Source organism: Methylocystis sp., assembly GCF_046349115.1.
Lineage (GTDB): Bacteria > Pseudomonadota > Alphaproteobacteria > Rhizobiales > Beijerinckiaceae > Methylocystis.
The window spans coordinates 1114304-1134755 of sequence record NZ_JAXMCX010000001.1 but is presented as its reverse complement, the minus strand read 5'-3'; the positions used below and the strand labels follow the sequence as shown (position 1 = coordinate 1134755).

Genomic DNA, 20452 nt, shown 5'->3' with positions numbered 1-20452 from the left:
CTTACGCCCCAAGCTGATTGAGGCGGATCGACACCGAGCGCGCGTGGGCCTCCAGGCCTTCGGCGTCCCCGAGCGTCACCGCGGCGGCGCCAATGGCGCGCAGCGAGTCGGCGTCGCATTTGAGGATCGAGGTGCGCTTGACGAAGTCGAGCACGCTGAGGCCCGATGAGAATCGCGCCGAGCGCGCCGTCGGCAGCACATGGTTCGAGCCGCCGACATAATCGCCGACGGCTTCCGGCGTATAGGCGCCGATGAAAATCGCGCCGGCGTTCGAAACGCGCGCCGCCAGCGCCTCGGCCTCCTCGCTGATGATTTCCAGATGTTCGGCGGCGATGCGGTCGGCGAGCGGAATGGCGTCGGCGAGGCGCTTCACCACGATCGTCGCGCCATAGTCGCGCCAGGAGGCGCCGGCGATCTCCTTGCGCGACAGCGTCGAGAGATGCCGTTCGACAGCGGCGACGACCGCGTCGGCGAGCGTCGAATCGTCGGTGATGAGGATTGATTGGGCGGATTCGTCGTGCTCGGCCTGCGCGAGCAGATCGGCGGCGATCCAGTCGGGGTTTGCGGTCGCGTCAGCGAGGACCAGCACTTCCGACGGCCCGGCGATCATGTCGATGCCGACCTGGCCGAACACCCGGCGCTTCGCCGCCGCCACCCAGGCGTTGCCCGGCCCGACGATCTTGGCGACAGGCGCAATCGTCTTCGTGCCATAGGCGAGCGCCGCCACCGCCTGCGCGCCGCCGACTCGGTAGATTTCGTCGATGCCCGAGCGCTTCGCGGCGGCGAGCACCAGCGGCTCGACATGGCCGCCGGGAGTCGGCACCACCATAACGATGCGCTTCACGCCGGCGACCTTCGCCGGCACGACGTTCATCAGCACGGAAGAGGGATAGGCGGCGGTGCCGCCGGGAACATACAGACCCACCGAGTCGAGCGGCGACCAGCGCCAGCCGAGCTCGACGCCGGCTGAATCGCGAAAGCGCAAATCCTGCGGCTTCTGCCGCTCGTGAAAGGCGGTGATGCGTTCGAGCGCGAGATCGAGCGCGGCAAGCTGTTCGGCGGAACACTTGGCTTCCGCCGCCGCGATTTCCTCGCGCGAGACGGCGATGCCGGTTTCTTCAAGGTCGATGCGGTCGAAGCGTTTGGAATAGTCGACGAGCGCCGCGTCGCCGCGGGCGACGACATCCTCGATGATCCCGCGAACGGTCGCGTCGACGTCCTGGGACGCCTCGCGCTTCATGGCGAGCAGCGACGCGAAACCTTCTTCGAAATCGGGCGCCGCGGCGTCCAAACGCAGGGTCATGATCCTCTCCAGCCGGAAGTCCGGCTGTCATGGCCCTCGGGGAGCGCCCTCGTCAAGTTCGCCGCCGAGTTCGCCGCCAAGATCGCCGCCAAGATCATGGGCCGGGCGGGCCCCGACTTTCCAGCGCGGACCCACGTCGCACAGCTGCGCCTCGACGCATTCGACATCGAGCGCGATCGACGCGCCGCCGGCAAAATGGAGGCGAATCACGCCAGACGGCGGCTCGGGGTCAGGTTCGAAAGTGACTGCGAGGAGTTCGAGAATGGCCTCAGGATGCTCGCGCGCGACGCGCTGGCAGCGCACGCGCTGCACCCCTTCGAAATGCAGGCCGCAGCGGCAGCGCTCCAGACGCCCGTCAAGCTCGGCGGCCCAGTCGAAACGCGATCCGACCATGGCGAAGCGGCGCTTGTCGGGAAGAAAGGCGATGTCGCCAACGCGCACCAGAGCGTCCTGCACATGCGCCGACAGCAGCGAAAGGTCTTCGCCGTCGAGCGCATGCAGGCGCAAGGCGTGTTTTTCACAAGGCCGGCTGGGCGGTTCCATGTCCTCTCCTCCTCCGCCCGATATGGCGAAGGGCGTGCGGCGACGCAAGCCTCACGAACGGCGCTCGCTTAGGTCTTTCGAGAATCGCCGAAGGGCGCTTCCCCACCCTCCCCTCGAGGGGGAGGGTCGCATTGCGACGCAATGCGGGGTGGGGTGACAGTCGGAAGAATTTCGTCAGAAAAGGCACAGCGGGCGGCGCGGTCCAACGAGAATGATGTGCGGCGCGGCTCCACCCCACCCCGGCGCTACGCGCCGACCCTCCCCCTCAAGGGGACGGTGAACGCTCAATCCTGAAACGGATTGTGCACGAGAATCGTGTCGGCGCGTTCGGGGCTGGTCGAGAGCAGCGCGACGGGCGCCTCGATCAGCTCTTCGATACGGCGGACATATTTGATCGCCTGCGCCGGCAGATGCGCCCAGGAGCGCGCGCCGCTGGTCGATTCCTTCCAGCCGGGGAAGCTCTCGTAGACCGGCTGCACGCGCGCCTGCGCCGCCTGCGAGGCCGGCAGTCGCTCGATGCGCTTGTCGTCGAGCATGTAATGGGTGCAGATTTTGATCTCGTCGAAACCGTCGAGAATATCGAGCTTGGTCAAAGCGAGGCCGTTGATGCCGGAGGTCTTCACCGCCTGGCGCGTCAGCACGGCGTCGAACCAGCCGCAGCGCCGCCGGCGCCCGGTATTGGTGCCGAATTCATGGCCGCGGTCGCCGATCAATTGGCCGATCGCGTCATGAAGCTCGGTCGGGAACGGGCCGCCGCCGACCCGCGTCGTATAGGCCTTGGCGATGCCCAGCACATAGCCGATCGCGCCGGGCCCGAGCCCAGAGCCGCTCGCCGCCGACGCCGCCACCGTGTTGGATGAAGTCACGTAAGGATAGGTGCCGTGGTCGACGTCGAGCAACACGCCCTGCGCGCCTTCGAAAAGGATGCGCTTGCCGGCGCGTCGATCATCGTCGAGCAGCTCCCACACCGCATCCATGAACGGGAGAATACGCGGCGCGACGCTGAGCAATTCCTCGCGCAAGGCGCCAGCGTTGACCTCCGGCAGGCCGAGGCCGCGGCGCAGCGGATTATGATGCGCGAGCGCGCGCGCGATCTTGTCGTCGAGAAGATCGGGCTCGGCGAGGTCCATGAGGCGGATCGAGCGGCGCCCGACCTTATCCTCATAGGCCGGGCCGATGCCGCGCTTGGTGGTGCCGATCTTGGCGCCGCCGCCAGCTTCCTCGCGATGCGCGTCGAGTTCGCGATGCAGTGAAAGGATCAGCGGCGCATTTTCCGCGATCTTGAGATTCATCGGCGAAATCTCGACGCCCTGCTCCCGCAGCCGGTCGATTTCGCCGACCAGAAAATGCGGATCGACGACCACGCCATTGCCGATGACCGAAAGCTTGCCAGGCCGCACGATTCCCGATGGCAGCAGCGCGAGCTTATAGGTCACGCTGTCGATGACCAGCGTATGCCCGGCGTTATGTCCGCCCTGGAAGCGCACGACCACGTCGGCTTCGAGCGACAGCCAATCGACGATTTTGCCCTTGCCTTCGTCGCCCCATTGGGCGCCGACCACCGCCACATTCGCCATGGCCGTATCTCAATCTCCAACAGAAAAAGCCCCGCGTGGTAACGTCGGGGCTCGTTACCGCCGGGGTTTAGCGCATGCGGTCTTGAGGGTAAAGGCCCGGCCGCCGACGCCGGCGATTGGCTCGCGGTTCGCGAAAAAACGGAACCCGGTCCTTCGCGTCAACACACGCTCTATGCAGCGTCGTCCGCAGCGGAGAGCAGGCATCCGTCGCCAACCGTCTCTCCGGTTTCCTTCAGGCCGATCCAACGGTCGACCGCTTTGGGATCGAAGCCCGCCTCGCAATGGTCGCCGATGCGCATCAGCGGGCGACGGATGAGCAGCGGGTCGAGGATCATCATCACCAATGCTTCCTGCGGCGTGACTTTCTCCGGGTCGACTTCGCCGGATTTGATCCGCGGCGAAGCGGCGTTAAACCATTCCGGCACCGGCTTTGCGCCGAAATAGGGACGCAGGCTGGATGCGGTCCAGGGTTCGCTCACGAGGCTTCGCGCCTCGACTTCATGTCCAGAAGCGCGGAGAAGCGACTTTTGCCGCGCATTGCCGGCGCAGCCCGGCTTTTCGTAAAAAATCACGTGAGCCATCCGCGACCCTCACTTTGCCCCATGCGCCAGTGAAAGCTTAGCGCGAAATTGTGCGGCGCGAAATGGGCTTAATCGAGGAAATTGCAGGCAATTTCGTGGCTCCGCGCCGCTTTGGCGGGCAGATGCGTTCTAACGCGCGAGTCCCCAAATGATGTTTACGCGGGACGAGAGACGCTGAAGTCCGGGGCGCAGCGGGATTTCCATGGCGGCGCCCGGAGCGCCGGCCTTCGCCGCGAAAGCGCGCGGACGCATGTCGGCTTCGTCGATCGGACGAATTTCCAAAACGCGCGCCAGCCGCATTCCTGCGGCGTCCGCGTAGATTTTCGCCTGACGTTCGGCGTCCTTGACCGCTTCGCGCCGCAAGACGTCGAGCCTTTGCTCGGGATGCGCAACCGCGAAATCGACGCCTTCGAAACTGTTGACCCCCTTGTCGATCAGGCTTCCGGCGACTTCTCCGGCCTTGGCGATCGGGGTCACCCGCACCTGGAGATCATTTCGAGCGCGGAACAATTTCTGCGTCGTCTTGAGCTTGCCGGTCTTGGGGTCCCGCTCTTCCATCGTCGCCGGCGCAAGCGTCACGCCCAGCGTCTCGACTTCGGCGTCGGCGACGCCAAGCTCCTTCAGCTGAGCGAGGATAGCCTCGACCGCGCGCGCGTTTTCAGTGGCGGCGTCCGCGGCGGACGGCCGTTCGGTGACGACGCCGAAGCGCAGAATCGCCACGTCCGGCGCTACGTCCTCGTAAGCCTCGCCAATGACTGAGAGATTTGGGACGCCATCCTTCAGCGTGTCGGCGCGGACGGCGGCCGAGAAGAGAGTCGCGCCGAGCAAAAGTGCGAGGAGGAAACGAATCATGGCATATCCTAGCGAAAGCTGAGCGCCATTGAGCTTATCAAGGCCGCAAAACCGCCCGGTAGCGGCGTTAATCCAAACAGCATACAGAACCCCGGCCCGATCGTCGTCACGCGTCTTCTCGAAAGCCTCATGCCCACGCTTTATCATCATCCGCTCTGCCCGCATTCCCGATTCATCCGGCTGATCCTGTCCGAATACGGCATTGACGCGACGCTCGTCGAAGAACGCGCCAGCGACCGCCGCCCGGAGTTTCTCGCGCTTGACCCCGCCGGCCGCACGCCGGTTTTTGTTGATGACGACGGGACGATCGTTCCTGGCGCCGGCCTCATCGCCGAATATATCGACGAGATTTATGGCCCGGAACGTGGCGCGCAACGTTTGCTGCCGCAGGAAATGTCGGCGCGCATCGAAACGCGTCGCCTCGTCGACTGGTTCAACGTCAAATTTTACGACGAGGTCACGAACTGGCTGATGACGGAGAAAGTCTACAAGCGCTTCGCGCCGCCCGGCGGCGCGCCGGACATGGACGTGCTGCGCGTGGCGCGCGCCAATATCCGTCACCATATGCGCTACATCGGCTATCTGACCCATACGCGAAACTGGCTGGCGGGCGATCGATTGACCTATGCCGATTTCGCCGCGGCGGCGCATATTTCCTGCGCCGACTATCTCGGCGACGCGCCATGGGAGGAAGATGAGTCCGCAAAACACTGGTATCAGCGGATCAAGTCGCGCCCGGCGTTTCGTCCGCTACTGACTTACCGGGCGCCAGGGCTCACGCCCGGACGCTACTATGCCGAGCTGGATTTTTAATCAGAGCCGACGTCGACTGGGCGACTCCGGTCGCGCTTCGGCCGCCGCGCACCATCCGGCGCCGCTTGACATTCGTTTGGCGGAAGCGCGTGAAAGTCCGCACAGGACAGTCCCATGAGCGCGCCCGACGATCGGGAAGGTGAAATAATCGAGCCCGCGCACGGGACCGATCCGTCGCGCGGTTTGCAGCAGCGCATTCGGCAGCAGGAAATATTGGCGGAACTCGGCGTCTCCGCGCTGCAGGGCGCTTCGCTCGATCAGCTGCTGAGCGAAACCGTGCGGCTGACCGCGCAAGGGCTGGACGCGGAATTCTGCAAGGTCTTGGAGTTGCTTCCCTCCGAGACCGAATTTCTGGTGCGCGCCGGCGTCGGCTGGTGTCCCGGCGTCGTCGGCGTCGCCAAAATCAGCGCGAACCTCGACTCTCCAGCTGGCTATGCGCTGCGCAACGGCGCGCCAGTCATCTCCAATCATCTTGAGAGCGAGACGCGATTTAAAACGCCCGAGATATTGCGGCGGCACGGGGTTCACCGCGCCATGAACGTGATCCTGCAGGGCGACAACAAGCCCTTCGGCGTCCTGGAGGTCGACAGCCGATCGTCGAACGCATTCGTCGAGCAGGACATCGCTTTTCTGCAGGGCGCCGCGAATATTCTCGGCATGGCGATCGAACGCGAGCGCGAAGAGCGCAAGCTCAGGGCGGCGCTCGCGCGCAACGAAGCGCTGCTCAAGGAAATGAATCATCGCGTGAAGAACAGCCTGACGATCGTTGGCGGCATGCTCCGCCTGCAGGCGAATGACGCGGAGGACGCGCTGGCGGGCGATCTTCTCAATGAGGCGTCACACCGCGTCGACGCCATCGCGAAAGCGCACGACCAATTGTCTCGCGGCTCCGACGTCGAGCGCATGGACGTCGGCAAATATATCGAAGCCCTTTGTCGTGATCTGGACGACAGCGTCGCGCAATGCGACGTGCGCACCGAGGTCGAAGACGGCATTGTCATTGTGACCGATCGCGCCGTCGCGACCGCGCTGATCGTCAATGAACTCATCGCCAATGCGGCGAAATACGCCTATGAAAGCCGGTCGGGAGTGATCTTGGTGAAGGTCGCTCGGGTCGGGGAAAAGAATTTCATGGCGTCGGTGCGCGACGAAGGCGCCGGCATGCCTGACGCCCTAGATTCTCAGGGCCGCAAGGGCCTCGGCATGCGGATCATTGGCGCGTTCACGCGCCAGCTCGATGCGACGATCGAGATGAAGCGCCATGATCCGGGCGCGGAGTTCATCGTCTCGATTCCTCTCGAAGCGCGCTCCTGACATGCAGGCGTCCGTCTCAAACGCCTCGACGGCTTTTCGCAAGGATCGAGATCAAGGCGCGAGGCAAGCCGGCGCGACGATGAAGATCGAGGAAGCGATCCGCGCCCATGCGATCGATCTCGGCTTCGACGTCTGCCGCTTCGCGCCTGCGGATGCGGCGCCATTGCAGGGCGAAAGGCTGCGCGCCTGGCTCAAGGACGGCGCGCATGGCGATATGAGCTGGATGCTCGACACGGCGGAACGGCGCGCCGCGCCGCGCGCGCTCTGGCCGCAAGCGACAAGCCTCGTGCTGCTCGGCATGAACTATGGACCCGAGGGCGATCCGCTCGCGTCGCTCGCCAAGCCCGATCGCGCGACGATTTCAGTCTATGCCCGCAATCGCGATTATCATGACCTCATCAAGGGCCGCCTGAAGCAGCTCGCGCAATTCATGCTGAAGCGCGCCGGCGCGGGCGACGCCAAGGTCTTCGTCGACACGGCGCCGGTCATGGAAAAGCCGCTCGCGCAACAGGCCGGCGTCGGCTGGCAGGGCAAACACACGAATCTCGTGTCGCGCGATTTCGGCTCCTGGCTTTTTCTTGGCGCGATTTTCACCACTCTTCCTCTCGCCGCCGACCCGCCTGAATCGGATCATTGCGGCTCGTGCCACAAATGCCTCGACATTTGTCCGACGGCGGCGTTTCCGGCGCCCTACCAGCTCGATGCGCGCCGCTGCGTGTCCTATCTGACGATCGAGCACAAGGGTCCCATTCCGCTCGAGTTTCGCGAAAAGATCGGCAATCGAATCTATGGCTGCGACGATTGTCTCGCGGTCTGTCCCTGGAACAAATACGCCAGCGCGGGACGGGAAGCGAAGCTCGCCGCGCGTCCCGAATTCGACTCCCCGCCCCTGGCGCGATTGGCGTGGCTCGACGATGCGGCGTTCCGGGAGAATTTCGCCGGATCGCCGATCAAACGCATCGGACGCGACCACTTCTTGCGCAATGTTCTAATCGCGATCGGCAATTCCGGCCGGCCCGAGCTTGCCGCGGAGGCCGAGCGGCTGTTGGGCGACGCCGCTCCCATCGTCCGCGGCGCCGCCGTCTGGGCTCTCGGCCGATTGGCGCCAGCGCGACTGGCCGAGCTGCGTCCACAGAGACTGTCAGCGGAACCTGACGAAACGGTTCGTCAGGAGTGGCGCCAGGCTGCTTAAATCACAGCGCCCTTTGCGAGTTAGCCCAAAACACGACGCGTTTCGGACAATAGCAAAAGCGCCACAGTCGCTAAAAAATTGCGCGCATTCCCAGATTTACTGCGATGCGGCGGACTACTCGGCGGCCATTTCGTTCTAATCTTACACCAAGACCCCCGTTCGAGCCGCATCTCGCAATGTCCATCCTTTCGCGCCGCAACACCGACGAACCCGCAGAAGAGGCCGCCCGCCTGCTGCTGCGGATTGGCGTGTTTCTGCTGTTCGTGGTCTCGCTCATCGCGCCGATTTTGGCGCGCCAGACGGTCTATGTTCTGCTGCCGATCGGAGCGGCCTTGCTTCTGGCCTCCGCGACGCTCACGCCGGAAGAGGGCTCGGCGCGCTCGATGCGCGCAAGCCTGCTTTCGCCGCCGTTTCTCGCCGCGCTGCTGCTCGTCGCCTGGACGGCGCTTTCCCTGCTCTGGACGCCCTTCGAAGGCCCAGCGGAACGCTTCGCCAAAATCGCCGCGACGCTCGCGCTCGTCGCGCTGGCGACAGGATTTCTGCCGCTTCGCACCAAGACCTCAAACCTCAATCTCCTGCCGATCGGCGTCGCGGCGGCGACGATCGCGCTGGCCGCGGTGACCTTGCTGCTGAAGCCGCAATATACGCTCGACGACATTCTCGACGTGGGGCCGCTCGGCCGCGCCGGACTTGGGCTTTCCCTACTGGTTTGGCCGGCGATGGGCGCGCTCGCGGTGCGCGACCGATGGTATTGGGCGGCGGCGCTCGCCGTCGCGACGGCGCTGGCCTGCTATCTGTCGCGCGCCCCGAATGCGATGCCGGCGCTGGCGGCGGGCGCGGCGGTCTTCGCCGCCTCTTTCGGCCGCGCGCAAGCGATGGCCGCGGCGATCGCGGCGCTGATGGCGGCGATCGTGCTGCTCGCGCCGCTCGCCGCCTATATGGCGCACGTCCTCTGGCCCGAAAATTCGCCGGCCTTTTTCAGACATCTCGCCTTCTGGGGCGAGATGATCAGCGCCGACGGCTGGCGCACGGCGATCGGCCACGGGTTTGGCGCGGCGACCTGGGGCGTGCTCGGCGGCTATCTGACGCCGGCCACGCCGCGCAGCCTCATCTTCAAAATCTGGTTCGATCTTGGCGTTCTTGGCGCGGCGGCGGCGGCGCTGGTCGCCGCCCGCGCCAGCCTGTTCGTCGGCCAGTCGCGTCCGGCGCTCGCGCCCTTCCTGCTCGGGGGCATTGGATCGGGTTTCGCCGTTTGCCTGTTCGGCCCGGCGGCCGAACAACTGTGGTGGCTGACGCTTGCCGGGCTCGACGCCATCGCTTACGCGCTGGTTATGCGCGGCCAGTTCCGAAAGCGCCTTCCCCAACTGCCCGCGGGCCTGGGCGCGCCCGCCGAGGATAGCGCCTAGCCGTGGCGTTGCCCCCGACTCTCACCGAGAATGTCGAAACGATCGGGCTTGACGAGCCGGTTGTGGCGGCGGCGTTCCTTGGGGGCGCGCCGGTCTTCGCGCTCGCCGACGGAACGCTTCAATTCGGCGATGGCGCCAGCGGGCGCCGTATTCCCGTCCATGACGACGCCGCCATTCTCGTCGCGGCGCAGGACGGCGACCGGTTCATCACCGGCGGCGACGACGGCCGCGTCGTCGCGACACACGCCAATGGCGTCGTCGAAACCCTCGGCGATGAAAAGGGCAAATGGATCGACGCCATCGCCGCGCGGGCCGGCGCCGTGGCCTGGACGGCGGGCAAGACGGCGCGCGCCCGCTCGGCCAAGGGCGAAGCAAAGTCGCTCGATCTGACGTCGACCTCGCGGGGCCTTGCCTTCTTTCCCAAGGGTTACCGGCTGGCGGTCGCCCATTACGGCGGCGCGACGTTGTGGTTCCCCAACGCCGGAAGGCCCGAAACGCTGGCCTGGGCGGGCTCGCATCTCGACGCCACGATCTCTCCCGACGGACGCTTTCTCGTCACCTCGATGCAGGAGAACGCCTTGCATGGCTGGCGTCTTTCCGACGGCAAGCATATGCGCATGGCCGGATATCCGGGGAAGACCCGCAGCCTGTCCTGGTCGCATGACGGCAAATGGCTGGCGACCTCGGGCGCCGACGCCTGTATCGTCTGGCCCTTCTCCGGCAAGGATGGCCCGATGGGCCAGGCGCCGCGCGAATGCGGGGTCCGTGGGGCGATAGCGACGCGCGTCGCCTTTCATCCCGCCGCTCTGGTCGTCGCGATCGGCTACGACGACGGCCTCATCATCCTGACCCGGCTAACGGATGGATCTGAAATTTTGATCCGCCATCCGGCGCAGGACCCAGATCGCGCCCAGATCAGCGCGCTCGCCTGGGACGAAAAGGGCGCGCGACTTGCCTTCGGCGCCGAGAACGGCGACGCCGGCGTCCTGACCCTGCCGAAGGCGTGACGACGCGCATGGCGCGCGTCTGTGCTATGCTGCAGCCATGAACGCGCAGCAGATCATCGCCGTCCTCCGCGAGAACGAAGCCGCCTTGAGGGCGCGCGGCGTCGCGCATGCGGCGCTGTTCGGCTCCCACGCGCGCGGCGAGGCGCGGCCGGACAGCGACATCGACATCATGATCGAAATCGCGCCGGACGCGCCCATCGGGGTCTGGGAATATGCGGCGCTAAAAGAATATATCGCCGATTTTTTCGATGGCCCGGTAGACGTCGTAAGCCGCGAAGGATTAAAGCCCTATCTTCGTCCCGCCGTCACGGCGGACGCCGTCTATGCCTTCTAGTAAATCGCCGGAGAGGGCGGCGCAGGACATTCTCTATCACATCGATCTCGCCGCGCATTTTGTTGAGGGATTTGATTACGCGGCCTTTTCTAACGACCTCCGCACAACATACGCAGTTACGCGCTGCCTTGAAATTATTTCCGAGGCTTCGAGACGATTGCCAGACGAGATGAAAGCGCGACATCCCGCGATCCCATGGAAACGTGTTGCTGGCTCGGGAAACATTTATCGCCATGACTACGAAGACGTGGCGGCTCGCTATGTCTGGGAGACAGCGCAACGCGATCTGCCGATACTGCGCGCGGTAATCCTCTCGGAACTCGCGCGCGACGAATAGGCCATGCCCGCCAAAATGCCCCGCCTTCTCTCCATCGCCGGCTCCGACCCTTCGGGCGGCGCAGGCGTGCAGGCGGACTTAAAAACCTTCTCCGCCTTCGGATGCTACGGCATGGCGGCGATCACGGCGCTCACTGCGCAGAACACGCGCGGGGTGATCGCCGCATATCCTGTCGCGCCGGAAATCGTCGCCGCGCAGATCGAGGCGGTTCTGTCGGACATTCCGCCCGACGCGATCAAGATCGGCATGCTGGCGACGCCGGACATCGCGCGCGCCGTCGCCGAAACGCTGGCGCGCCATGAGGCGCGCAACATTGTGCTCGATCCGGTGCTGGTTCCGACTCTGGGCGTCAGCCTCGCCTCGGATTGGCTGGAGACGGCGCTCATCGCGAATATGATGCCCTTGGCGCGGCTCACGACGCCCAACCTTTATGAGGCAAGCGCGCTCACGCAGACGCCGCTCGCGACAGACGCCGACGAATTGGCGGCGCAGGCGCGCCGTCTCTGCGACCTCGGCGCGCGCGCCGTGCTGGCCACGGGCGGCGATCTCGCCGGCGAGCCTATCGACGTTCTCTTCGAGAGTGGAGAGAAGCGCATCTTTCGCGGCCGGCGCATCGCCACGCGCAACACGCATGGAACCGGCTGCGCGCTGTCATCCGCCATCGCCTGCGAACTCGCCAAGGGCGCGCCGCTCATCGACGCCATCGCGACAGCGAAAGTCTGGCTCGAAGGCGCGCTCGAAGCTGGGGATGCGCTGCATCTCGGCGAAGGCCGCGGCCCGCCGCATCATTTTTTTGCGCTGTGGCGGTAGCCCCCTCCCCGACCCTCCCCCGCGGGAGAGGGGGCGGGTCGCGCGCTTAATCCTTCGCCTCGGTCACCCCGACAGCGCCGCCTTCACCGCCGCGCTCGCCTTGGCGAAATCCATGCGGCCTGTGTATTTCGCCTTGAGCGCGGCGACGACCTTGCCCATGTCCTTGATCGACGTTGCGCCGGCCTCGGCGATCGCCGCCTTCACCGCCTCGGCGACTTCGGTCTCCGAGAGCTGCTGCGGCAGATAGGCGGAAATGACCGCGATCTCGCCCTTTTCCTTATCCGCAAGATCGGCGCGCCCGGCCTTTTCGTAGATGTCCAGCGATTCCTGCCGGCTCTTGATCATCTTCTGCAACAGCGCCAGCACATCGTCGTCGCTGAGCGTCTTACCGGTCCCGCGCGCCTCGATGTCCTTGTCTTTCAACGCGGCGTTGATGAGCCGCAGCGCGTCGACCTTGGCGCGCTCGCCCGCCTTCATCGCCGCCTTGAGGTCCGCCGCAATCTTCTCGCGCATGTTGTGTCCTTGGGGTTTCCATTTCCGTGGCGGATGGATTACATCCATCGCCAACGCCGCTGCGTCATGCCCGCGCTCGTCGCGGGCATCCACGCCGGGCTGCAGCGCGTGGATGGCCGGGTCAAACCCGCCCATGACGCGCGGGACGCACGCTGTCAAGGGTGGCGGCGCCGCTGGATTTGGGACGCGGATGACCCTCGATCAAGACAATGGCTGGAAGAAACCGATCCACACCGGCGTGCTGGTTCTCGCCAGCGGCGAGGTGATCGAAGGCTATGGGCTCGGGGCCGTCGGCGAGGCGGTCGGCGAAGTCTGCTTCAACACCGCGATGACCGGCTATCAGGAAATCCTCACCGACCCGTCCTACGCCGCGCAGATCGTCACCTTCACCTTTCCGCACATCGGCAATGTTGGGACCAATGAAGAGGATGTCGAGACCGTCGACCTCGACCGGAGCGCCGGCGCCGTCGGCGCCATTTTCGGCGCGCCCGCGACGGACCCTTCGAATTTCCGCGCCGAGGCGCCGCTTGGCGACTGGCTGGCCTCGCGCGGCATCGTCGGGCTCTGCGGCCTCGACACGCGCGCGCTGACGACGCTCATTCGCGAACGCGGCATGCAAAACGCCGTCATAGCTTATGCGCCGGACGGCTGTTTCGACATTGCGGCGCTGAAAGCCAAGGCCGCGCGCTGGCCGGGCATCGACGGAATGGACCTCGTGCCGAGCGTCGGCGCGAAGGAGCGCTATGACTGGCGCGAGACCACCTGGCGGCTCGGCGGCGGCTATGGCGCCCGCAACGGGGCGCCCAGATATCGCGTCGTCGCCATCGACTATGGCGTGAAGCGCAACATCCTGCGCCTTTTGGCGGAACAAGACTGCGAGGTGATCGTCGCCCCCGCCACCGCGACCAGCGGAGAAATCCTGGCGCTGAAGCCCGATGGCGTCTTCCTCTCGAACGGCCCCGGCGATCCCGCCGAGACCGGCAAATACGCCGCGCCGGTCATCCGCGATCTGCTTCTGGCGAAAATCCCGACCTTCGGCATTTGCCTCGGCCATCAGATGATGGCGCTCGCGGTTGGCGCGAAGACGAAGAAAATGCCGCAGGGCCATCATGGCGCCAATCATCCGGTGAAGGATTTCACCACCGGCAAGGTCGAGATCGTCTCGATGAACCATGGCTTCGCGGTCGATCGCGACAGCCTGCCGGCAAACGCCGTCGAGACTCATCGCTCGCTCTTCGACGGCTCGAACTGCGGCATCGCGCTCACCGACCGCCCGGCCTTCTCGGTGCAGCATCATCCCGAGGCCTCGCCCGGCCCGCAGGACAGCCATTATCTGTTTCGGCGATTCGTCGAGATGATGGAGAAGGCGAAGGCGGCCTAACGGTCAATGCCCGTCCCCGCCTCTGCCCGGTTAGCTAATTTCTCGCAAGCCGGCACGAGGTCATCGAGCGACTTTTCCTTTGTCGGCGCCTCGCGCAAATCGATATCCTTGACCACTGTGAGATAGGCGCCAGAGGGCTGCGTGCGCAAATAGGTCGTCAGCAGCAGCGGACCTTCTGGGAAGTCGCCGCGCCGGCAGGCGTCGGCGCTGACGCCAAATGAGCCATGCGTCTTGCCGGGATTGCGCGCCTTCTCTTCGAGAAATTCCTTCTGGCTTGCGCGGATCGCGCCATAATCGGCCGGGCCGACGCGATAGGCGAAAATTTGCGCGCCAGCCTTCTTCTCGCCGGCGAGCGGCGCCACGTCCTCGGCCGCGGTCGTGTCCTTGAGCGCCAGTCTGAGCTCATGTTTGGCGCTGTTTTCCTCGCCGTCGCGCCACCAGCCGATCTTCAACGTCACGCCGCCCTTTTGCGGCTCGAAAGTTTCCGGCAGGCGCACCGCCGCGCGCAGCACGGCCGGATCGAAGGACGACGCGTCGAAATTGCGTAGCGCCCAAATGGTCGAGACCGGCACATGGCTGCAGGCGGCAAGCGACGCTTCAAGCGCCATGACCAGCGTCAGGGCTGACAGACGACAGAGGATGGGTGGCATGGAATGCCTCATGTTTAGATATTATATTTTCATGTTTGACATTAAATATTTCTTGTGTCAACGTAAGCGGCATAGGAGACCGCCATGACCGACTTCACTGCCCTTTCCTTTGAAGACAGCCGCCTCGACTCGCTCCGCCGCCGCATCGGCTGGCTCTGCCAGACGCTTCGTTTCGCGCTCGTCGCTTATTGCCTTTGGATATTCGTATCGATCGCGACATTCTGGAGCGACGAGGCCCAGGTCGTCTCGCGTTTTGCGTCGCTGAAGGTCGATGTCGACGGAATCTCAGCCGCTCAACGGCTCGCCGCCTTCGGCCTCAGCTCCACGACCTGGGCGTTGGTCGTTCTCGCCTGCTACGCCGGCTGGAGACTGTTCTCCGGCTATCTCGACGGGCGCATCTTCACGCCCGATGCGGCGGGATGGCTACGCTCGCTTGCGTTGATGGGCCTCATCGCGGCGCTCGTCGACATCGCCGCGCGGCCGATCATGTCGCTGATCCTGACGGCGCATAAGCCGGCGGGCGGGCATTTTGTGTCCATCTATTTCCGGCCCGAGGATCTCTCGACGCTGATGCTGCTCGCGACGCTCCTCGCCCTTGCCCATATCCAGAAGACGGCGGCCGACATCGCCGACGAACACGCGCAGATCGTCTGATGCCGATTATCGTCAACCTCGACGTGATGCTGGCGAAGCGCAAGATGCGCTCGCGCGATCTCGCCGCCCAGATCGGCATCGCCGAGCAGAATGTCAGCCTGTTGAAATCCGGCAAGGTGAAGGGCGTGCGCTTCGACACGCTCGAAAAAATCTGCGAAATTCTGCAATGTCAGCCGGGCGATCTTCTCGAATATCGCCCGGAAGACAAATCCGCGTAACAAGGCGCGATAGGCTTTCTACGCGCTTTCCCTTGGGTCGGGGCTAACCTTAATCTGGGTAGACGCCCTTCAGCACAACGTCAAAGTGTCTTTTGACGTTCTCGTTGCAATCGCAGGCGCGCGCCGCAAGCCTATCCTTGCTCTTCACGATCACCTGACCGCGCGCGGTCTGCAAAATGCCTTCCGACTTGAAATTCTGGATCACGCGGCTCGTATAGCTTCGCCCCACGCCGAGTAGCGAAGCGAGCTGTTCCTGGGTGAGAGGCAGCGTGTCGCTTCCGGTTCGATCGAGCGCGGCCATCAACCATTTTGCCGAGCGCTGCTCGATCGTGTGGATGGCGTTGCATGCGGTCGCCTGAAACATTTGCGCCATCAAGCAATCCGCGTATCGCGCGAACAACCGGCGAAATGAGAGCGACTGTTCTTTCGCCGCTTGAATGCTGCTGATGGACGCGCACATGAATGGCCCGTCGTGCTTGACTGTGATCCGGCAGAACGCTGGTAGAAAGCCCGAACTCACAATGCCGCCAACGGCGCCTTCGCGCCCGACCAGGACCGTTTCCACGTCCCGACCGTCTTGGTTCGACACCAGATAGGATACGAGGCTGGGTCCCATCGGAAAGTATACTTTTGAAACATTATCGCCTGGATTGTAGAGAAGGTCGCCGGTCTCCCTTTTCTCGCTCATCAAATATCGTTCGATCAGCGCGAAGTCGGCGTCGCGCAAAGCATGCAAAAGATTATTGTCTGGACGAGTCATATCTGGTCCGTCGTCTGTCTAAGCTGGAATAATCATGCGGAAATCCGCTCGCTGTGTTCACTTGTGAACAGACTACAAACCGCCAAGACGCGAAAATGTTTCGCTAAGGATGAAAATTGTGGAGGGGCGACACTGTCCGGCATCGGGACGCGACACGCTATGTTGCGCGAGGCGACGAGACTCCAGCATCGGTTGCTCGATGCGCGAATCGGCGCGCTTGCGAACAAAGCGGAGTATCGCCGTTATCTCGCGACCATGACCGGGTTTCGATGCGCCGTGGAAGAAGCGCTGCCAGATAGATTTGGCGCATTCGAAAAACTGAGCTTGAAATCAGCGCTTCACGCCGATTGTCACGACCTTGGGATCGACTGGCGCCATCAGAATTTCGTCTTCGCCCTCGGCGTGGGACGCGAGAATTTTTTTGGCGCAGCCTATGTTATGGAAGGCGCCGCGTTGGGCGCGAAGATTCTGTCTTTTCGGGCGCAATCAATGGGTCTTCGCGAAGATTTCGGCGCGCGGCATTTGGCTTTGCAGACGGCCGATTCAGGCCGTTGGAGCCGATTTCAGCAGCTTTTGGAATCCGAAACAGACCTTTGCGACGATCGCCTGAGGCAGGCGGCGAACGAGACTTTCGCCTTCGCTCTCTTCGTCTATGAAAGCATCGATCATGCCGCAACCCGTTGACCTGACGAACTGCGACGATGAGCAGATACAGTTCCCCGGGAGCATCCAGCAACACGGACTCCTTTTGGCCTGTGACGGCGCAGGCCGCGTCCAACGCTATTCGGCCAATATCCGTGAAGAGCCCGACCTGCGGTCGATTGATGTCGGCATCATGCTCGGCGACGCGCTAACGCCCAAAATCGCGCATGATCTTTTCAACGCTTTGGCGATAACAAGCGATCCGAGCCGACCGGCTTTGTTGCGTGGACTGACGATCGGCGCGGCCACATATGATGTCGCCTGTCACAGCCACGCCGGTTATTCGATCTTCGAATTCGAAAGGGGCGAGCCCGGCTCGACGGCGAACGACCCGCTGGAGATCACGCGCGCCCTCATCGCCAAAACGGCAAAGCTGACCAGCCTCGCCGCGCTAAACAGGCCTCTTCCGAATTATCTAAGAGCGATGTTCGGTTACGATCGGGTCATGATTTATGAATTCGCGGAGGATGGGAGCGGCGAAGTCGTTGGCGAAGCCAAGAACCATGTTCTTGAGTCCTTTCTTGGCCAGCACTTTCCCGCAAGCGATATTCCCAATCAGGCCCGCGAACTTTATCTGAAAAACACCATACGGGTCATTTCGGACGCCAACGGCCCCAGCAACCCGATCATACCGGAATTCGACGCCGCCGGCGCGCCGCTCGACCTGTCATTCGCGCATCTGCGCAGCGTTTCGCCAATTCACCTCGAATATCTTCGCAATATGGGCGTTGGCGCCTCGATGTCCGTGTCGATCATTGTCGACGGCCGCCTATGGGGCTTAATCGCCTGTCACCATTACGCGCCGAAAACCCTGACGATGTCGCAGCGGACCGCCGCGGAACTCTTCGGCGATTTCCTTTCGTTGCATATCACGTCGATCTATCAAAGGATGCGTGCGACATCGTCACTCAATGCGCGCGCCGCCTTGGATCGCGTCCTGAAATCATTTTCCTTTCATCATACTGCCGAAGGTTTTTTGCGCGAGTCGCTGGCGGATTTTGGAAATGTCATCCCCTCCGATGGCGTAGGGCTGTGGATGAACGGCGTCTGGACGTCGGACGGATTTGCGCCCCCCATGAAAGCGGCCGGTCTCCTCGCTGACGTGAGCGCGCAAAATGGCGGCGGCGGCGTTTGGCGGACGAACAACATCTCCGATCATGTCGCGTCGGCGTCGGCCTATGCCGCCGACGCAGCGGGAATGCTCGCCATTCCGCTTTCGCTGACAAAGCGCGACTACTTGTTTTTCTTCCGTCGAGAAAAGGTGCAAACGTTGAATTGGGCCGGCGACCCGAACAAGACTTATGCCGCCGGTCCGCATGGCGACCGTCTGACGCCGCGCAAAAGCTTCGCGATCTGGAAGCAGACGATCGAACGCCAATCCGAGCCCTGGACGGAAGATGAATACGCCGCGGCCGAAGCCGTGCTGTTCGGCATTCGGGAACTTATCCTGAAGCAGAACGAAATTCTCGATGCGGAGCGCAAGAAGGCGGAAGTCCGCATGCGCATTCTCAACGACGAACTCAATCATCGGGTGAAGAATATTCTGGCGCTGATAAAGTCGCTCGTGAACCAGCCTTCCGCCGGACATAGCCTGGAAGAATTCGTCGTTGGCCTGCAGGGGCGGATTTTGGCTCTGGCGAATGCGCATGATCAGGTCGTGCGTTCGGACGGCGGCGGCAGTTTGCGACAGCTGCTGCTCGCCGAACTATCGCCTTACCCCGCAGATCAAATCCAATTGGACGGCCCAGACATTGGGCTCGAGGCGCGCGCATATTCCGTCATGGCCCTCGCCATCCACGAGCTTGCCACCAATGCCGCGAAATATGGCGCGCTTTCGGATTCGAACGGAACGCTCTCCATTTCCTGGCGCCAGTCCGACGACGGCGATCTCGAAATCGAATGGCGGGAGCGCGGCGGCCCGCATGTTACGCCGCCCACCAGAAGCGGATTCGGATCAGTGCTGTTGGCTCGGAGCATTCCCTTCGATCTGCAGGGCAAAAGCGAGGTTACCTACGCCTCGGCTGGCGTCGAAGCGTTCTTCTCCCTGCCGCTACAGTTCATTGCGCAACTGCGGAGAGCGAGGGACGTCTCCCCAGCAAGCGAAGCGGCGCCGCAAGCCGCAAGCCATAGCTTCGATGGCTGGAATTTTCTTCTCGTCGAAGACCAGCTTGTCATCGCGCTCGAAGCCGAAGATATGCTTCGCGAGCTGGGCGCCAGAAATATCTCGACGGTCGCAACCGAGAACGGCGCGCTCGAAATATTGCACAGGTCTCGGCCCGATTGCGCGATTGTCGACGTCAATCTCGGCTCGACGACATCCGTAAGCGTGGCGGATGAATTGGCGCGCCTCGGCATACCTTTCATTTTCGCGACGGGCTACGGCGATTCAGTGATGATTCCGCATCGCTTGCGTAGCGTGCCCGTCGTTCGTAAACCATATACGGGCGAGACAATGGCTGCAGGACTTGCTCGTGCGATCGAGATGTTGCAGAGGCGTGGGACGCCATCCGCGACGCCGTAGCGCGCCGGCGACAACGCGCGCGACACGCGCTTCGCGCACGATAAAAATCGCCGGAATATGGAGCGCGGCGCTCATTCTCGGCGTCGCGATTGCTTTCGCGGTCAGGCCGACGCTCCGCCATGCGGTCGCGGCGCTCCTCAACGATCCGGCGACTCTTCCGGCGCTCGACGGCGTGGCGAACGTCCATTACGAGCCGCGCGCGCTGGCCTGCGCCGAGGCCGTGGCGGCTCTGGCGCCCCAAGCGATCGAGCGCGTCGAGGCCGCGCATGGCCGGCCTTTCGCGCAAAAACCCGTCATCGGCGTCTATGCTTCCTACGAACATTACGCGCGCGCCAATGGCTTGGGCGATCCGGGCGTGGCCGCCGTGACGCGCGCCGGCGCCGCGCTTCTGTCGCCGACGCTCTGCGACAAGGAGAGTGACCGGCTCGAAGGCGTCGTGACGCATGAGCTGTCGCATGTGCATCTTTCCGGCTGGCGGCCGTTTGGCGCGCCGCGCCCGCCGCAATGGTTCACCGAAGGTCTCGCGGTGATGGCGTCGAACGGCGGCGGCGCCGAAGGCGTCAGCGACGACGAAGCGGCGCAGGCGATCCGCGACGGCTATCGAATCGTGCTCGACGGGCGGCGCTGGATCGACTTCGCCGCGCTTGGTTTTGAGCGCGAACCGCCGCGCGATCCAACGAAGAGCGCGCTCACCCAGCGCCAGCGCCTCGCCTATCGGCAAGCGGGCATGTTTATCTCCTGGCTGCGAAGGCGCGACGAGGCGGCGTTCCTGCATCTGCTTCGCGCGCTCGAGGCGGGAGAAGCATTCGATCTGTCTCTCGAGTCGGCGTTTGGAGAAAGCGCGCCTTCCCTTTGGCGCCGCTTCGTTTCAGCTCTCTCTCAACCCTCCGGCGCCGGTTAATCCTCGAAGACCTCGCGAAGGCCGTTCGCTTGGGCCTTGTCATTCCCGGACGGCCGAAGGCCTGACCGGGAATCCAGCGCCAT

22 protein-coding genes are annotated in these 20452 nt (G+C 63.8%); 14 read left to right on the top strand and 8 right to left on the bottom strand.

Annotated features, from left to right (window positions below):
• Window position 1 precedes the first annotated feature (1 nt).
• The 5 genes from hisD to U1E20_RS05400 all read right to left on the bottom strand — a co-directional run bounded on the left by hisD (window position 2) and on the right by U1E20_RS05400 (window position 4856).
• Window positions 2-1303, bottom strand: coding sequence for a histidinol dehydrogenase (hisD, locus tag U1E20_RS05420; RefSeq protein WP_409979555.1), 1302 nt, complete (start codon window positions 1301-1303; stop codon window positions 2-4).
• Between the two features lie 27 nt (window positions 1304-1330).
• Window positions 1331-1846: a DUF2948 family protein gene (locus U1E20_RS05415; protein ID WP_409979554.1), complete on the bottom strand. Its 516-nt coding sequence runs from the start codon at window positions 1844-1846 to the stop codon at window positions 1331-1333.
• A 284-nt stretch (window positions 1847-2130) separates the two neighbouring features.
• Window positions 2131-3423, bottom strand: coding sequence for an adenylosuccinate synthase (locus U1E20_RS05410; RefSeq protein ID WP_409979553.1), 1293 nt, complete (start codon window positions 3421-3423; stop codon window positions 2131-2133).
• 170 nt (window positions 3424-3593) lie between these two features.
• On the bottom strand, window positions 3594-4004 hold the full coding sequence (locus U1E20_RS05405; RefSeq protein WP_409979552.1) for an ArsC/Spx/MgsR family protein: 411 nt from the start codon (window positions 4002-4004) through the stop codon (window positions 3594-3596).
• Window positions 4005-4133: 129 nt separating this feature from the next.
• The gene (locus U1E20_RS05400; protein ID WP_409979551.1) at window positions 4134-4856 is read right to left on the bottom strand and encodes an SIMPL domain-containing protein; all 723 of its coding nucleotides are present in this window, start codon (window positions 4854-4856) and stop codon (window positions 4134-4136) included.
• Between the two features lie 129 nt (window positions 4857-4985).
• On the opposite strand from U1E20_RS05400, the gene U1E20_RS05395 reads away from it, so the two are divergent.
• The 8 genes from U1E20_RS05395 (at window position 4986) to thiD (ending at window position 12069) form a co-directional block, all read left to right on the top strand.
• Window positions 4986-5669, top strand: coding sequence for a glutathione S-transferase family protein (locus U1E20_RS05395; RefSeq protein ID WP_409979550.1), 684 nt, complete (start codon window positions 4986-4988; stop codon window positions 5667-5669).
• A gap of 114 nt (window positions 5670-5783) precedes the next feature.
• Window positions 5784-6983 carry a sensor histidine kinase gene (locus U1E20_RS05390; protein ID WP_409979549.1) on the top strand — a complete coding sequence of 400 codons (1200 nt, stop codon included), beginning with the start codon at window positions 5784-5786 and terminating at the stop codon, window positions 6981-6983.
• Window position 6984: 1 nt separating this feature from the next.
• Window positions 6985-8175: a tRNA epoxyqueuosine(34) reductase QueG gene (gene queG / locus U1E20_RS05385; protein WP_409979548.1), complete on the top strand. Its 1191-nt coding sequence runs from the start codon at window positions 6985-6987 to the stop codon at window positions 8173-8175.
• A 176-nt stretch (window positions 8176-8351) separates the two neighbouring features.
• Window positions 8352-9581 (top strand): hypothetical protein, encoded by a 1230-nt coding sequence (locus tag U1E20_RS05380; protein WP_409979547.1) that lies wholly within the window; start codon window positions 8352-8354, stop codon window positions 9579-9581.
• Window positions 9582-9583: 2 nt separating this feature from the next.
• The gene (locus U1E20_RS05375) at window positions 9584-10588 is read left to right on the top strand and encodes a WD40 repeat domain-containing protein (RefSeq protein WP_409979546.1); all 1005 of its coding nucleotides are present in this window, start codon (window positions 9584-9586) and stop codon (window positions 10586-10588) included.
• A 37-nt stretch (window positions 10589-10625) separates the two neighbouring features.
• The gene (locus tag U1E20_RS05370; RefSeq protein WP_409979545.1) at window positions 10626-10922 is read left to right on the top strand and encodes a nucleotidyltransferase family protein; all 297 of its coding nucleotides are present in this window, start codon (window positions 10626-10628) and stop codon (window positions 10920-10922) included.
• A complete protein-coding gene (locus U1E20_RS05365; protein ID WP_409979544.1) occupies window positions 10912-11259 on the top strand; it encodes a DUF86 domain-containing protein in 348 nt (115 codons plus the stop codon). Before U1E20_RS05370 ends, U1E20_RS05365 begins: the two co-directional genes overlap by 11 nt.
• 3 nt (window positions 11260-11262) lie before the next feature.
• Window positions 11263-12069, top strand: coding sequence for a bifunctional hydroxymethylpyrimidine kinase/phosphomethylpyrimidine kinase (gene thiD / locus U1E20_RS05360; RefSeq protein ID WP_409979543.1), 807 nt, complete (start codon window positions 11263-11265; stop codon window positions 12067-12069).
• A 63-nt stretch (window positions 12070-12132) separates the two neighbouring features.
• On the opposite strand, the gene U1E20_RS05355 is transcribed toward thiD, so the two are convergent.
• Window positions 12133-12582, bottom strand: a complete 450-nt coding sequence (locus U1E20_RS05355) for a GatB/YqeY domain-containing protein (protein WP_409979542.1) — start codon at window positions 12580-12582, stop codon at window positions 12133-12135.
• Window positions 12583-12772: 190 nt separating this feature from the next.
• Between U1E20_RS05355 and carA the strand changes: the two genes are divergently transcribed.
• Entirely contained in the window at window positions 12773-13963 is a 1191-nt protein-coding gene (gene carA / locus U1E20_RS05350) for a glutamine-hydrolyzing carbamoyl-phosphate synthase small subunit (RefSeq protein ID WP_409979541.1), read from the top strand.
• Here carA and U1E20_RS05345 read toward each other — a convergent pair.
• Window positions 13960-14613 (bottom strand): hypothetical protein, encoded by a 654-nt coding sequence (locus tag U1E20_RS05345; RefSeq protein ID WP_409979540.1) that lies wholly within the window; start codon window positions 14611-14613, stop codon window positions 13960-13962. The two genes, carA and U1E20_RS05345, sit on opposite strands and share 4 nt — an antisense overlap.
• Before the next feature lie 84 nt (window positions 14614-14697).
• Here U1E20_RS05345 and U1E20_RS05340 point away from each other — a divergent pair, with 84 nt between their 5' ends.
• Window positions 14698-15267, top strand: a complete 570-nt coding sequence (locus tag U1E20_RS05340) for a DUF2975 domain-containing protein (protein ID WP_409979539.1) — start codon at window positions 14698-14700, stop codon at window positions 15265-15267.
• Complete coding sequence (locus tag U1E20_RS05335; protein WP_409979538.1) at window positions 15267-15485, top strand: helix-turn-helix domain-containing protein; 219 nt, start codon at window positions 15267-15269, stop codon at window positions 15483-15485. Before U1E20_RS05340 ends, U1E20_RS05335 begins: the two co-directional genes overlap by 1 nt.
• Window positions 15486-15534: 49 nt before the next feature.
• Here the strand turns inward: U1E20_RS05335 and U1E20_RS05330 are convergent, their stop codons facing one another.
• On the bottom strand, window positions 15535-16245 hold the full coding sequence (locus U1E20_RS05330) for a Crp/Fnr family transcriptional regulator (protein WP_409979537.1): 711 nt from the start codon (window positions 16243-16245) through the stop codon (window positions 15535-15537).
• A gap of 324 nt (window positions 16246-16569) precedes the next feature.
• Between U1E20_RS05330 and U1E20_RS05325 the strand changes: the two genes are divergently transcribed.
• The 3 genes from U1E20_RS05325 to U1E20_RS05315 are packed head-to-tail and all read left to right on the top strand — an operon-like array spanning window position 16570 to window position 20369.
• Entirely contained in the window at window positions 16570-16929 is a 360-nt protein-coding gene (locus tag U1E20_RS05325) for a hypothetical protein (RefSeq protein ID WP_409979536.1), read from the top strand.
• Window positions 16913-19468 carry an HWE histidine kinase domain-containing protein gene (locus U1E20_RS05320; RefSeq protein WP_409979535.1) on the top strand — a complete coding sequence of 852 codons (2556 nt, stop codon included), beginning with the start codon at window positions 16913-16915 and terminating at the stop codon, window positions 19466-19468. Before U1E20_RS05325 ends, U1E20_RS05320 begins: the two co-directional genes overlap by 17 nt.
• The gene (locus U1E20_RS05315; RefSeq protein ID WP_409979534.1) at window positions 19443-20369 is read left to right on the top strand and encodes a hypothetical protein; all 927 of its coding nucleotides are present in this window, start codon (window positions 19443-19445) and stop codon (window positions 20367-20369) included. Before U1E20_RS05320 ends, U1E20_RS05315 begins: the two co-directional genes overlap by 26 nt.
• The last annotated feature ends 83 nt before the right edge of the window (window positions 20370-20452 follow it).